At 73.1% G+C, this 12,190-nt stretch carries 11 protein-coding genes; all 11 read left to right on the top strand.

Annotated elements, in window-relative coordinates:
• Nucleotides 1-331: 331 nt before the first annotated feature.
• The 11 genes from nrdR to ACZ7RU_RS33470 all read left to right on the top strand — a co-directional run bounded on the left by nrdR (nucleotide 332) and on the right by ACZ7RU_RS33470 (nucleotide 11,949).
• Nucleotides 332-832 (top strand): transcriptional regulator NrdR, encoded by a 501-nt coding sequence (gene nrdR, locus ACZ7RU_RS33520; protein ID WP_470344754.1) that lies wholly within the window; start codon nucleotides 332-334, stop codon nucleotides 830-832.
• 207 nt (nucleotides 833-1,039) lie between these two features.
• Nucleotides 1,040-3,928, top strand: coding sequence for a vitamin B12-dependent ribonucleotide reductase (locus ACZ7RU_RS33515; protein ID WP_470344753.1), 2,889 nt, complete (start codon nucleotides 1,040-1,042; stop codon nucleotides 3,926-3,928).
• A gap of 194 nt (nucleotides 3,929-4,122) precedes the next feature.
• Nucleotides 4,123-4,884, top strand: a complete 762-nt coding sequence (locus ACZ7RU_RS33510; RefSeq protein ID WP_470344752.1) for an SDR family oxidoreductase — start codon at nucleotides 4,123-4,125, stop codon at nucleotides 4,882-4,884.
• A gap of 58 nt (nucleotides 4,885-4,942) precedes the next feature.
• Nucleotides 4,943-5,179, top strand: a complete 237-nt coding sequence (locus tag ACZ7RU_RS33505) for an RNA polymerase subunit sigma-70 (protein WP_387759491.1) — start codon at nucleotides 4,943-4,945, stop codon at nucleotides 5,177-5,179.
• Between the two features lie 2 nt (nucleotides 5,180-5,181).
• The gene (locus ACZ7RU_RS33500) at nucleotides 5,182-5,748 is read left to right on the top strand and encodes a Clp protease N-terminal domain-containing protein (RefSeq protein ID WP_470344751.1); all 567 of its coding nucleotides are present in this window, start codon (nucleotides 5,182-5,184) and stop codon (nucleotides 5,746-5,748) included.
• Nucleotides 5,749-6,022: 274 nt separating this feature from the next.
• The gene (locus ACZ7RU_RS33495) at nucleotides 6,023-7,864 is read left to right on the top strand and encodes a sensor histidine kinase (protein WP_470344750.1); all 1,842 of its coding nucleotides are present in this window, start codon (nucleotides 6,023-6,025) and stop codon (nucleotides 7,862-7,864) included.
• Nucleotides 7,864-8,298, top strand: a complete 435-nt coding sequence (locus tag ACZ7RU_RS33490) for a roadblock/LC7 domain-containing protein (RefSeq protein WP_470344749.1) — start codon at nucleotides 7,864-7,866, stop codon at nucleotides 8,296-8,298. Before ACZ7RU_RS33495 ends, ACZ7RU_RS33490 begins: the two co-directional genes overlap by 1 nt.
• The gene (locus ACZ7RU_RS33485; protein WP_470344748.1) at nucleotides 8,295-8,663 is read left to right on the top strand and encodes a DUF742 domain-containing protein; all 369 of its coding nucleotides are present in this window, start codon (nucleotides 8,295-8,297) and stop codon (nucleotides 8,661-8,663) included. The genes ACZ7RU_RS33490 and ACZ7RU_RS33485 overlap by 4 nt, the downstream gene beginning before the upstream one ends.
• A complete protein-coding gene (locus tag ACZ7RU_RS33480) occupies nucleotides 8,644-9,399 on the top strand; it encodes a GTP-binding protein (protein WP_470344747.1) in 756 nt (251 codons plus the stop codon). Before ACZ7RU_RS33485 ends, ACZ7RU_RS33480 begins: the two co-directional genes overlap by 20 nt.
• Nucleotides 9,396-10,640, top strand: coding sequence for a cytochrome P450 (locus ACZ7RU_RS33475; RefSeq protein WP_470344746.1), 1,245 nt, complete (start codon nucleotides 9,396-9,398; stop codon nucleotides 10,638-10,640). Before ACZ7RU_RS33480 ends, ACZ7RU_RS33475 begins: the two co-directional genes overlap by 4 nt.
• A gap of 94 nt (nucleotides 10,641-10,734) precedes the next feature.
• Nucleotides 10,735-11,949, top strand: coding sequence for a cytochrome P450 family protein (locus ACZ7RU_RS33470; protein ID WP_470344745.1), 1,215 nt, complete (start codon nucleotides 10,735-10,737; stop codon nucleotides 11,947-11,949).
• Nucleotides 11,950-12,190 lie beyond the last annotated feature (241 nt).

Here is a 12,190-nt window from a genome sequence, read left to right as displayed (position 1 = left end):
CGACGGCTGTCCTCTCCCCTTTTCCAGCCCAACGCGCCTCCTATCGAAAGGTTGCGCCAAACACACGTTCGAGTGAATTATTCGGGAGTTGACTGACTCGATCAAGGCTTTGTTGTACATCGAGTAAATGTTCGAGCAGAACTCGACCCCGGCAGTCTAATCGGCGCCGACACGCCAAGGCGTTCACCTCCCCGTGAGACCTAGATGTAGTGGCTACAGTCCTCTCCGTGCCCAGTACTAGTGGTCGGTCGGCATGATCAGCTTGCCGAGGCCGGGGGCGCATCGCATAGACTCAACCGGTCCGAACGTTCTGCCAGGGAGGGATCCCGAGGTGCACTGCCCCTTCTGCCGGCACTCCGACAGCCGCGTTGTCGACAGCCGGACCACCGAGGACGGCAGCTGTATCCGCCGTCGCCGGCAGTGCCCGGACTGCGGCCGCCGCTTCACCACGGTGGAGACGGCCGCACTGATGGTCATCAAGCGCAGCGGCGTCACGGAGCCGTTCTCCCGGCAGAAGGTCATCACCGGCGTCCGCAAGGCCTGCCAGGGCCGCCCGGTCACCGAGGACGCGCTGGCCCAGCTCGGCCAGCGGGTCGAGGAGTGCGTGCGCGCCAGCGGCAACGCCGAGCTGACCACCCACGACGTGGGGCTGGCCATACTCGGTCCGCTCAAGGAGCTCGACGTGGTCGCGTACCTGCGCTTCGCCTCCGTGTACCAGGCGTACGACGGACTGGAAGACTTCGAGGCCGCCATCGCGGAACTCCGCGCCGAACGGCCCCGCACCCCCGAGGCGGACGACACCCGCGTGTCCGTCTCCACCGCCGCGCCCTAGAGGGCACCGGCGCCGGCCCCCCGACGGGCCCCACCGCACCACCACGGCCCCACGGGGCCCACGCGTGCCCGAAAAATGGGCACAGAACACTACAAACCGTGCGTGAGCAGGCGAGGTCTCCGCCTGCCCGCACACCGGAAGAACGAACCAGCAGTGCCCGGACTTTTCGGGGCACTTCGGGCGTTTGCCCAGGAGGAGGAGCGAGAAGTGACAGACACCACGAGCGGTTCCGCACGCGGGTCGAAGTCCGAGAAGGCCGGGGCCAAGGGCACCAAGGCCCCGAAGGGCGGTCTCCGGATGGAGCGCATCTACACCACTCCTGGCGTGCACCCGTACGACGAGGTCCGCTGGGAGCGGCGCGACGTCGTCATGACCAACTGGCGTGACGGCTCGATCAACTTCGAGCAGCGCGGCGTCGAGTTCCCCGACTTCTGGTCGGTCAACGCCGTCAACATCGTCACGTCCAAGTACTTCCGCGGCGCCGTCGGCACCCCGCAGCGCGAGTGGAGCCTGAAGCAGATCATCGACCGCGTGGTGCTCACCTACCGCGCCGCCGGCGAGAAGCACGGCTACTTCGCCGGCCAGGACGACGCCGAGATCTTCGAGCACGAGCTGACCCACGCCCTCCTCCACCAGGTGTTCAGCTTCAACTCGCCGGTCTGGTTCAACGTCGGCACCAAGCAGCCCCAGCAGGTCAGCGCCTGCTTCATCCTGTCCGTCGACGACTCCATGGAGTCGATCCTCGACTGGTACAAGGAAGAGGGCATGATCTTCAAGGGCGGCTCCGGCGCCGGCCTCAACCTCTCCCGGATCCGCTCCTCCAAGGAGCTGCTCTCCTCCGGCGGCAACGCCTCCGGGCCGGTCTCCTTCATGCGCGGCGCCGACGCCTCGGCCGGCACCATCAAGTCCGGTGGCGCCACCCGCCGCGCGGCCAAGATGGTCGTGCTCGACGTGGACCACCCGGACGTCGAGGCCTTCATCGAGACCAAGGTGAAGGAGGAGGAGAAGATCCGCGCCCTGCGCGACGCGGGCTTCGACATGGACCTCGGCGGGGACGACATCGCCTCCGTCCAGTACCAGAACGCCAACAACTCGGTCCGCGTCAACGACGAATTCATGACCGCCGTCGAGAACGGCACCGAATTCGGCCTGCGCGCCCGGATGACCGGCGAGGTCATCGAGACCGTCGACGCGAAGAAGCTGTTCCGCAAGATGGCCGAGGCCGCCTGGGCCTGCGCCGACCCCGGGATCCAGTACGACACCACGATCAACCACTGGCACACCTGCCCGGAGTCCGGCCGCATCAACGCGTCCAACCCCTGCTCCGAGTACATGCACCTGGACAACTCCAGCTGCAACCTGGCCTCGCTGAACCTGATGAAGTTCCTGCGCGACGACGACTCGTTCGACGCCGCCACCTTCGCCAAGGTCGTCGAGCTGGTCATCACCGCGATGGACATCTCCATCTGCTTCGCGGACTTCCCCACCGAGAAGATCGGCGAGACCACCCGCGCCTACCGCCAGCTCGGCATCGGCTACGCCAACCTCGGCGCCCTGCTGATGGCCACCGGCCACGCCTACGACAGCGAGGGCGGCCGCGCCCTGGCCGGCGCCATCACCTCGCTGATGACCGGCACCGCCTACCGCCGCGGCGCCGAACTCGCCGGTGTGGTCGGCCCGTACGACGGCTACGCCCGCAACGCGACCGCCCACCGGCAGGTCATGAAGCAGCACTCGGACGCCTCGCTGGACGCCGTCTCGGTCGACGACCTGGACTCCCCGGTCTGGCAGGCCGCCAACAGGACCTGGCAGGACGTGCTGCGCATCGGCGCGCAGAACGGCTTCCGCAACGCCCAGGCCTCGGTGCTGGCCCCGACCGGCACCATCGGCCTGATGATGGACTGCGACACCACCGGCGTCGAGCCCGACCTGGCCCTGGTCAAGTTCAAGAAGCTGGTCGGCGGCGGCTCGATGCAGATCGTCAACGGCACCGTCCCGCGCGCCCTCAAGCGCCTCGGCTACCAGGACGAGCAGATCGAGGCGGTCGTCGCCCACATCGCCGAGCACGGCAACGTGGTGGACGCCCCCGGCCTGAAGCCCGAGCACTACGAGGTGTTCGACTGCGCGATGGGCGAGCGCTCCATCTCCCCGATGGGGCACGTGCGGATGATGGCCGCGATCCAGCCCTGGATCTCCGGCGCCATCTCCAAGACCGTGAACATGCCGGCCGCCGCGACCGTCGAGGACGTCGAGGAGATCTACTTCGAGGCGTGGAAGATGGGCGTCAAGGCGCTCGCCATCTACCGCGAGAACTCGAAGGTCGGCCAGCCGCTCTCGGCCAAGAAGAAGGACTCCGAGACCGCCAAGGCCGAGGAGGCCCCGGCCGCCGCGGTCGAGAAGGTCGTCGAGTACCGCCCGGTCCGCAAGCGGCTGCCCAAGGGCCGTCCGGGCATCACCACCTCCTTCACGGTCGGTGGCGCCGAGGGCTACATGACCGCCAACTCCTACCCGGACGACGGTCTGGGCGAGGTCTTCCTGAAGATGTCCAAGCAGGGCTCGACCCTCGCGGGCATGATGGACGCCTTCTCCATCGCCGTCTCCGTCGGCCTCCAGTACGGCGTGCCGCTGGAGACGTACGTCTCGAAGTTCACCAACATGCGCTTCGAGCCGGCCGGCCTGACCGACGACCCGGACGTGCGGATGGCGCAGTCGATCGTCGACTACATCTTCCGCCGCCTGGCGCTCGACTTCCTGCCGTTCGAGACCCGCTCGGCGCTCGGCATCCACTCCGTCGAGGAGCGCCAGCGCCACCTGGAGACGGGCTCGTACGAGCCGCTGGAGGCCGAGGAGGAGCTGGTGGACACCGAGTCGCTCGCCCAGTCCGCCCCCGTCGCGGCCAAGCCCGTCCAGCCGGCCCCGGCCGTGGAGGCGCCCAAGCCGGCCGCGAAGCAGGCCCACAACTCCACGGAGCTGATGGAGATCCAGCTCGGCCTCAACGCCGACGCCCCGCTCTGCTTCTCCTGCGGCACCAAGATGCGCCGCGCCGGCAGCTGCTACCTCTGCGAGGGCTGCGGCTCCACCAGCGGCTGCAGCTGACCACGCCCGACCCCGGCGGTGGCCTCCCGAGGTGACCGCCTGAGGTGACCTCCCGAGGTGGCCTCCTGAAGCGGGGCGAGGACCTTCCCGGTCCTCGCCCCGCTTCTTCGTGTTCCCGGGGCTGCCGATGTCACGTCCGGGGGTGGCGTCCGGTCCGTAGGGGATGACGGGTTCTTCCGAGAAGGAGTGGTGCGGTGACGGGGACGGTGCTGGTGACCGGGGCGACGGGGACGCTCGGGCGGGAGGTGGTGCGGCTGCTGGCGGCGCGGGGGGTCGCGGTGCGGGGGTTGAGCCGGCGGGCGCGGGACGGGGGTGACGGGGTCGAGTGGGTGGTCGGGGACCTGGTGAGCGGGGCCGGGATCGCGGAGGCGATGGCCGGGGTCGAGGTGGTGCTGGACTGCGCGACCACGCAGCGGAAGGCGGACGTGGCGGCGGTGCGGACGCTGGTGGCGCGGGCGCGGGAGGCGGGGGTCCGGCACCTGGTGTACGTGTCGATCGTCGGGATCGACCGGGTGCCGCTCGCGTACTACCGGACGAAGCTCGCCTGTGAGCGGGTGGTGCGGGAGTCGGGGCTGGGCTGGACGGTGCTGCGGGCGACGCAGTTCCACGACCTGGTGCTGAAGGTCTTCGACGCCTCGGTGAAGCTGCCGGTGGTCCCGGTGTTCGGCGGGGCGCGGTTCCAGCCGGTGGACGTCCGGGAGGTGGCGGCGGTGGTCGCGGACCTGGTGGGGGAGGAGCCGGCCGGGTTCGCGCCGGAGGTGGGCGGCCCGCGGGTGTGGACGTACCGGGAACTGGCCGAGGCGTACCTGCGGGCGGCGGGCAGGCGGCGGGTGCTGCTGCCGCTGCGGCTGCCGGGGGCGGTCGGCCGGGGGCTGCGGGCGGGCGGGAACCTGACGCCGGAGCGGGCGGTCGGCACGGGGACCTTCGAGGAGGCTTTGGAGCGGCGGTTCGGGTGAGCCCCGCGACTGTCAACCAGGGTTGACATTCCCGGGGGTGTCAACCAGAGTTGACGTCATGAGCGAGAGCGGAGAACTCGCGGCCGCCGCGAGCAGTCGTGACCCCGCCGTGGGGCTCCGGGCGGTCCGCGCCCTGCGCGATCTGGCCGATCGCCTGGAGTCCCTGCAGGTGGGCAACGCCCGGTCGCAGGGCTGGTCCTGGCAGGACATCGCGGTCTGCCTCGGGGTGACCAGGCAGGCGGTCCACAAGAAGTACGCGAAGCGCGGTACCCGCGGCGACCAGGACGGAGGCTGAGGATGTTCGAGCGTTTCACCCATGCGGCGCGGCAGGTGGTGGTCGCGGCCCAGCAGGAGGCGAGGGAGCTGCGGCACGGCTACGTCGGGACGGAGCACCTGCTGCTCGCCGTCCTGGGCCGGACGGACGACCCGGCCGCCGCCGTGCTGACCGGGGCCGGGCTCGACCGGGAGGCGGCGCGGCAGGCGGTGCGGCGCCTGTCGGGGGAGGGGGACCAGACCCAGGCGCTGGCCTCGATCGGGGTCGACCTGGACGCGGTGCGGGAGGCGGTCGAGTCGGTCTTCGGCGAGGGCGCGCTGGACGCCCGGCCCGAGGAGGAGCCGAAGCGCCGGGGCTGGTTCCGCTCCGGCGGCGGCACGGGCGGGCGCACCCCGTTCGACGCCCGGGCGAAGAAGGTGCTGGAGCTGTCCCTGCGCGAGTCGCTGCGGCTGAAGTCGGGGGAGATCGCGGTGGGCCACCTGCTGCTCGGGCTGCTCCGTGAGGGGGAGGGCCTCGGGGCGCGGGTGATCGCCGACCACGGGCTGGACTTCCAGGCCGTACGGCGGGCGGTGGAGGCGGAACTGGCCTGAGCCCCGGCGCTCGTCGGGCCCGCGGTGGGGTGTCGTCGGCGGCGCCGAGTGGTGTGGGTGGAGTGAAAGCAGGAGATTGGCCGTCAACTGGCCGCTTGAGGCCTATGTCTGAATCGATATGATCGGCCGAAAGCGTGAACCGATCAGACGCCCGGAGACGTTTCGTCACGTCGCCGGGCGGTCTGGTATGCGCCCGACCAGCTGTCGGCGGCCGCAACCGTCGCCGACCCGCCGCCCGCGCCGCCGCCCGCCGACGTTGCCGAGGACCGCACCGATGAGAGAAGCCACCAGCCCCGACGGCCGACCGCGCCGACGGCCCGCGCCGCGCACCGTCGCCCTGACCGCGGCGGCCGTGCTGCTGGCGCTGGTCGCCGCGCCGGTCGGCATCGTCCGGGCGTTCGGCGCGCACCAGCCGCTCACCGCCCTCGCGGTGGCCGCCGTCACGGTGCTCTGGCTGATCGCCGTCGGCCTCGCGGCGACCGGCGTCGAGCGCACCCGTGTACTGACCGAGGACCTGGCCGCGCAGCACGAGGAGACCCGGGCCGCGCTGGTCGCCGCGGGCACGGCCCGGCAGGCCGAGACGGCCGCCGCCGACCGCGCCGCCGCCGCGCTCGCCGAGCGGGACGCCGCCCGCGCCGAGCGGGCCCGCGCCGAGGCGGACGTCACCGCCGCGCACGCCGAACTGGCCCGGCTGCGGGCCGAACTCGACGCCGAGCGGGCCGGGGCGGAGACCGAACGGGCCCGGGCCGAGGCCGAGCGCGCCGAGCTGGCCGGGATCACCGAGGAAGTGCTGCCCGAGCTGGTGACGAAGCTGCGGGCCGGCGCGGCCGTGGACAGTGCGCTGGCCGCCCACCGCAAGCACCCCCAGTACGCGCTGCTGCGCGCGGTCGGCGAGGAGATCGGCCGCGGCGAGCGGCTGCGGGCCGCCGCGCTCGCGGTCTGCGCGACCGCCGCCGGCCGGGTCCAGGCGCTGGCCACGAGCATGCACGCCGAACTGCGCGAGATGCAGCACCGGCACGACGAGGAGGTCCTCGGCGACCTGCTGAGCCTGGACCACTCGACCGCCCAGGCGGGCCGGATGGCCGACAGCATCGCGGTGCTCACCGGCGCCCGCTCGGGCCGCCGCTGGGCCAAGCCGATCGCGGTGGAGTCGGTGCTGCGCGGCGCGCTCGGCCGGATCGGCGCCTACCAGCGGGTGCGGCTGCACAACGCCAGCACCGCCGCAGTCGCCGGGTACGCGGCCGAGGGCGTGATGCACGCGCTGGCCGAACTGCTGGACAACGCCACCAACTTCTCCGCCCCGCCGGCCGAGGTGCACGTCTACGTCGAGGAGGTGTCCGCCGGCCTGGCGGTCACCGTCGAGGACAGCGGGCTGGGCCTGAGCGAGAGCTGGCTGCGCCGGGCCGAGCGGGCCGTCTGCGCCGAGCCGCTGGACCTCACCACGCTCTCCGCCGGTACCCGGCTGGGGCTGGCGGTGGTCGGCGTGCTGGCGCGCAAGCACGGGCTGCAGATCTCCTTCCGGCCGTCGGCGCGCGGCGGCACCGGAGTGGTGATGCTGATCCCGCAGCAGCTGGTCACGCACGCACCGGCCGCCACCTCGGCGCCCGTCCAGGCGTCCGTCCCGGCGCAGGCGCCGCCGCCGGAGACCACGCGCCCCGCGCTCACCTCGGCGCGCCCCGCGCCCGCCTCGCTGCCTCCGGCGCTCGCCGCGCCGCGGACCCCCGTCGGGCAGCGGACCTCCGAGGGGCAGCGGACCGCCGCCGGAACGCCGACCGCGCCCGCGCTGCCGTCCGCGCCCGCCCGGATGACCGACAGCGGCCTGCCGCAGCGCCGCCGGGGGCAGACGCTGACCACCACCACCCCCGCGACGGACCGGACCGCGAAGCCCGTCCGTGGCGACGCGGCGGGCGCGGCCGCCCGGTTCGGCGCGTTCCGCCGGGCCGCAGCCCTCCCCGCGGCGGCCGAGCAGTCCCCCACCGGGGCGACGGCCACGAACCCCGTCGCGGCGCCGACCGCGGACCCCACCGGGGTACGGACCACGGACCCCGCCGGGGCGCCGGCCGCGGAAACCGACACCATGCCCGACGCTTCCCCCGTCACCGAGAAGGACACCTGATGAGCAGTGCCACCGACCGTGACCTCGACTGGCTGTTGGAGAACCTGCTGGCGGCGACCCCCGGCGCCCGGCACGCCCTGGTTCTCTCCGCCGACGGCCTCAAGCTCTGCCACACCGCCGGACTGAGCACCGACCAGGCCGACCAGCTGGCCGCCATCGCCTCCGGCCTCCAGAGCCTGGCGCACGGCGCCTCCATCGAGTTCGGCGACGGCAGCGGCGGCGTGCGGCAGTCGATGACCGAGTTCCACGGCGGCATCCTGTGCATCGTGGCGGCCGGCGAGGGCGCGCACCTGGCGGTCGTCACGGACGACGACGCGGACGTCGGCGTGGTCGGCCACAACATGCACGGCCTGATCGAGCAGATCGGGGTCCACCTCAGCGCGCCCGCCCGGGGCGCGGAAGGCGAGGCCGCTCAAGAGAGCGCGACCATATGAGCGGGACGCCGCCGGTGCCGGGCCGGGACGACGACCCGGACCGCCTCTACACCATCACCCGGGGCCGCAGCCGTGCTCCGGAGAACGCCTTCGACCTGGTCACCCTGATCGTCGCCGAGCGGCAGCCGGCGCCCGGGATGCAGTCGGAGCACGCCCGGATCCTGCGGATGTGCGAGGCCCCGACCGCCGTCGTGGAGGTGGCGGCGGAGCTGGCGCTGCCCGTCTCGGTGGTGAAGATCCTGCTCGGAGACCTGCTGGAGTCCGGGGCGGTCACCGCCCGCCACCCCCGGTTCGCGCCGAACAAGGCCAGGCTGCCCGACCTCGACACGCTGAAGCAGGTGCTGCATGGCCTCCGACAGCTCTGACCTCCGGCCCGCCGGTGCGCGCACCCCGCTGCGGGCGACCGCCGACAACGCGCTGAAGATCGTTGTCGTCGGCGGCTTCGGCGTGGGCAAGACCACCCTGGTCGGCTCGGTCAGCGAGATCCGCCCGCTGAACACCGAAGAGGTGATGACCAAGGCGGGCGAGGGCATCGACCCGGCCGGCACCTGGGGCAAGCGCTCCACCACGGTCGCCTTCGACTTCGGCCGGATCACCCTCTCCGCGCGCCAGGTGCTGTACCTGTTCGGCGCGCCCGGGCAGGAGCGCTTCTGGTTCCTCTGGGACCGGCTGTTCAGCGGCGCCCTGGGCGCGGTCGTCCTGGTGGACACCCGGCGGCTGGAGGAGTCCTGGTACGCGATCGACCGGCTGGAGCACCACGGCACGCCGTTCATCGTGGCCCGCAACAACTTCGGCGAGCCCAGCCACACCCTGGAGCAGGTCCGCGAGGCGCTGGACCTGCCGGCCGAGGTGCCGCTGGTGGACTGCGACGCGCGCGACCGGGAGTCCGGCAAGCGGGTGCTGATCGCCCTGGTCCACCACCTGGCCGCCCTGGCCGGGGCCGACGAGGCCGCCCTGAGCGACGGGCCCGTCCCGGCCGACGGGGGCGTCCCGACCGGCGGGCTCGTCCCGGCTGACGGCGGTGTCCTGGCCGGAGGGCCCACCCCGGCCGAGGAGCCCGCCCCGGCCCGCACCGCGATCTACGAGGAGAGCACCCCGTGACCGAGCCCGCCGCCACCCCGCCCCCGGGCTGCCCGGCGCACGCCGGCGCCACGCCGCTGTACGGGCCGCGCTTCCAGACCGACCCGTCCCAGCTCTACCGCGAGCTGCGCGCCGCGCACGGCCCGGTCGCCCCCGTCGAGCTGGCCGGCGGCGTGCCCGCCTGGCTGGTCATCGGCTACCGCGAGCTCCAGCAGGTGACCGGCCAGCCGCAGCTGTTCGGCCGCGACTCCAGCCGTTGGCACGCCTGGGCGACGCTGCCCGCGGACTGGCCGCTGAAGCCGATGATGGCGCCCGTCCCCTCGGTCCTCTACGCCGAGGGCGAGGAGCACGTACGGCGCTCGCGCGCGGTCACCGACGCGCTGGCCGGGATCGACCCGTACGAGCTGCGCAAGCACGCCGAGGAGATCGCCGACCGGCTGATCGACGAGTTCGCCGGGCGCGGCGAGGCCGACCTGGTCGCCGAGTACGCGCACCGGATGCCGCTGCTGGTGCTCTGCCGGGTGCTCGGCCTGGACGAGGAGCAGGCGCCGCAGCTGATCGCGGCGCTGCTGGCGATGCTGGACGGCGGTCCGGACGCGCCGGCCGGCGCCCAGCGGCTGCTGGAGCTGATGCTCGCGCTGGTCGAGGAGAAGGCCGAGTACCCGGGCGCCGACGTCGCCTCGCGGATGCTGGCGCACCCGGCCGGGCTGACCCACGACGAGGTGATGCGCGACCTGCGGGTGCTGCTGATCGCCGGCCACCAGCCGAGCTCGTACTGGATCTCCAACGCGCTGCGGCTGATGCTCACCGACGAGCGGTTCGCCGCCTCGCTGGCCGGCGGCCGGCGCAGCATCAGCCAGGCGCTGAACGAGGCGCTCTGGGAGGACACCCCGACCCAGATCTTCGCCGGCCGCTGGGCGGTCCGCGACACCCAGCTGGGCGGCCAGCGGATCGGCGAGGGCGACCTGGTGCTGCTCGGTTTCGCCGGGGCCAACGCCGACCCGGCGGTCCGGCAGGCGGACGGCCGGCCGGCGGAGGGGAACCGGGCGCACATGAGCTACTCGTACGGCGAGCACGGCTGCCCGTTCCCGGCCCAGGAGGCGGCCGAGGTGATCGCCACCACCGCGATCGAGGTGCTGCTCGACCGGCTGCCGGACCTGCGGCTGGCGGTGGCCGAGCACGCGCTGGTGTGGCGGCCGTCGGCCTGGGTGCGGGGGCTGGTGGCGCTGCCGGTCTCGTTCACCCCGGGCCACCCGGCCTGACCGGTCGGCGCCCGGCCCGATCCACCGGTACTCGACCGATCGGCCGGCGCCCGGCCCGATCCACCAACGCCCGTCGTTCGAAAGAGAGTTGTCGATGACCGCTGCCCCGGCCCGAATCGTCCTCGACCCGCTGGCCCGCGACAACGCGGCCGAGGGCGCGCTGCTGCGGGCCGCCGGCCCGGTGGTGCCGGTCGAGCTGCCCGGCGGGGTCGCCGCCTGGGCGGTGACCCGGCACGCGGCCGCGCGCGACCTGTTGACGGACGCCCGGCTGGTGAAGGACGCCGCGCACTGGGCGGCCTACCAGCGCGGCGAGGTGCCGAGGACCTGGCCGCTGATCGGCCTGGCGGTGCCCGGCCCGAGCATGGTGACCACCGACGGCGCCGAGCACCGCCGGCTGCGGGCACTGGTCGCGCAGGCCTTCACCTCGCGCCGGGTGGAGCTGATGCGCCCGCGCGTCGAGGAGATCACCCACGCGCTGCTGGACGGCCTCGCGGCGGGCGAGCCGGTGGTCGACCTCAAGACCGCCTTCGCCTTCCCGCTGCCGATGACGGTGATCTGCTCGCTGCTGGGCGTGCCGGAGTCGGACCACGGCCTGCTGCGCGACCTGTACGAGCGGTTCTTCGGCATCAAGCCGAACCCGGAGGGCATCCAGGCGACCGTCGCCGGACTGAACGCCTTCGTCAACGGCCTGGTGGCGCAACGCCGTTCGGCGCCGGGCGAGGACCTGGCGAGCGTGCTGCTGGCGGCCGACACCGAGGGCGGGGCGCTGACCGACGCGGAGGCGGCGGCCACCCTGCGGGTGATCATCGCGGCCGGCCACGAGACCACGGTGAACCTGATCGGCAACGCGGTGCGGGCCCTGCTGGCCCACCCGGACCAGCTGGAGCTGGTGCGCTCGGGCCAGGTGTCCTGGGACGCGGTGGTGGAGGAGTCGCTCCGCTGGACGCCGCCGACCAGCAACTTTCTGTTCCGCTTCACCGCGGAGCCCGTCCCGGTCGGCGAGGTGGTGATCCCGGCCGGCGAGGCGGTGCTGGTCTCGTACAACGCGATCGGCCGCGACCCGCTCCAGCACGGGGTGACTGCCGAGGTCTTCGACATCACCCGGGACCCGACCCGCCACCTGTCCTTCGGCCACGGCCCGCACGTCTGCCCGGGCTCGCCGCTGGCCCGACTGGAGGCGGGGATCGCGCTGCCCGCGCTGTTCGAGCGCTTCCCGGGGCTGTCGCTCGCGGTGCCGGACGGCGAGCTGCGGCCGAGCCCCTCGCTGGTGGTGAACAGTCTGCTGGAGCTGCCGATCCGACTCTTCTGACGTCACGTCGGATCATCGGGCCCCGGCCGGGTTTCCGGTCGGGGCCTTCGACTTCTGGTGACGGCGTTCCGGGAAGTGCCTGGTCGCGGGTCACGGTCGGGACACCGGCTTGTGAAGGTCGAACGTGGACCTTGGCGAGGGGCGGCGGCTGCGTTAACGTCTTCGATCAGTCCGGCCGCCGTTCGTCCGTGATCCCGTCCGCGATCCCCACAGGCCCATCTCCGGTACAGCGCAATGTCGT

The sequence above is a fragment of the Kitasatospora sp. NPDC114501 genome (genome assembly GCF_055633695.1).
Note: the sequence above shows the minus strand (reverse complement) of the source record. Positions and strands in the feature narration are given on the sequence as shown.

Bases quoted from the DNA above. Each gene is read 5' to 3' on its own strand.
- ACZ7RU_RS33470 (WP_470344745.1), top strand. From the start codon at position 10,735: ATGACCGCTGCCCCGGCCCGAATCGTCCTCGACCCGCTGGCCCGCGAC.
- ACZ7RU_RS33500 (WP_470344751.1), top strand. From the start codon at position 5,182: ATGTTCGAGCGTTTCACCCATGCGGCGCGGCAGGTGGTGGTCGCGGCC.
- ACZ7RU_RS33495 (WP_470344750.1), top strand. From the start codon at position 6,023: ATGAGAGAAGCCACCAGCCCCGACGGCCGACCGCGCCGACGGCCCGCG.
- ACZ7RU_RS33480 (WP_470344747.1), top strand. From the start codon at position 8,644: ATGGCCTCCGACAGCTCTGACCTCCGGCCCGCCGGTGCGCGCACCCCG.
- ACZ7RU_RS33505 (WP_387759491.1), top strand. From the start codon at position 4,943: ATGAGCGAGAGCGGAGAACTCGCGGCCGCCGCGAGCAGTCGTGACCCC.
- ACZ7RU_RS33490 (WP_470344749.1), top strand. From the start codon at position 7,864: ATGAGCAGTGCCACCGACCGTGACCTCGACTGGCTGTTGGAGAACCTG.
- ACZ7RU_RS33485 (WP_470344748.1), top strand. From the start codon at position 8,295: ATGAGCGGGACGCCGCCGGTGCCGGGCCGGGACGACGACCCGGACCGC.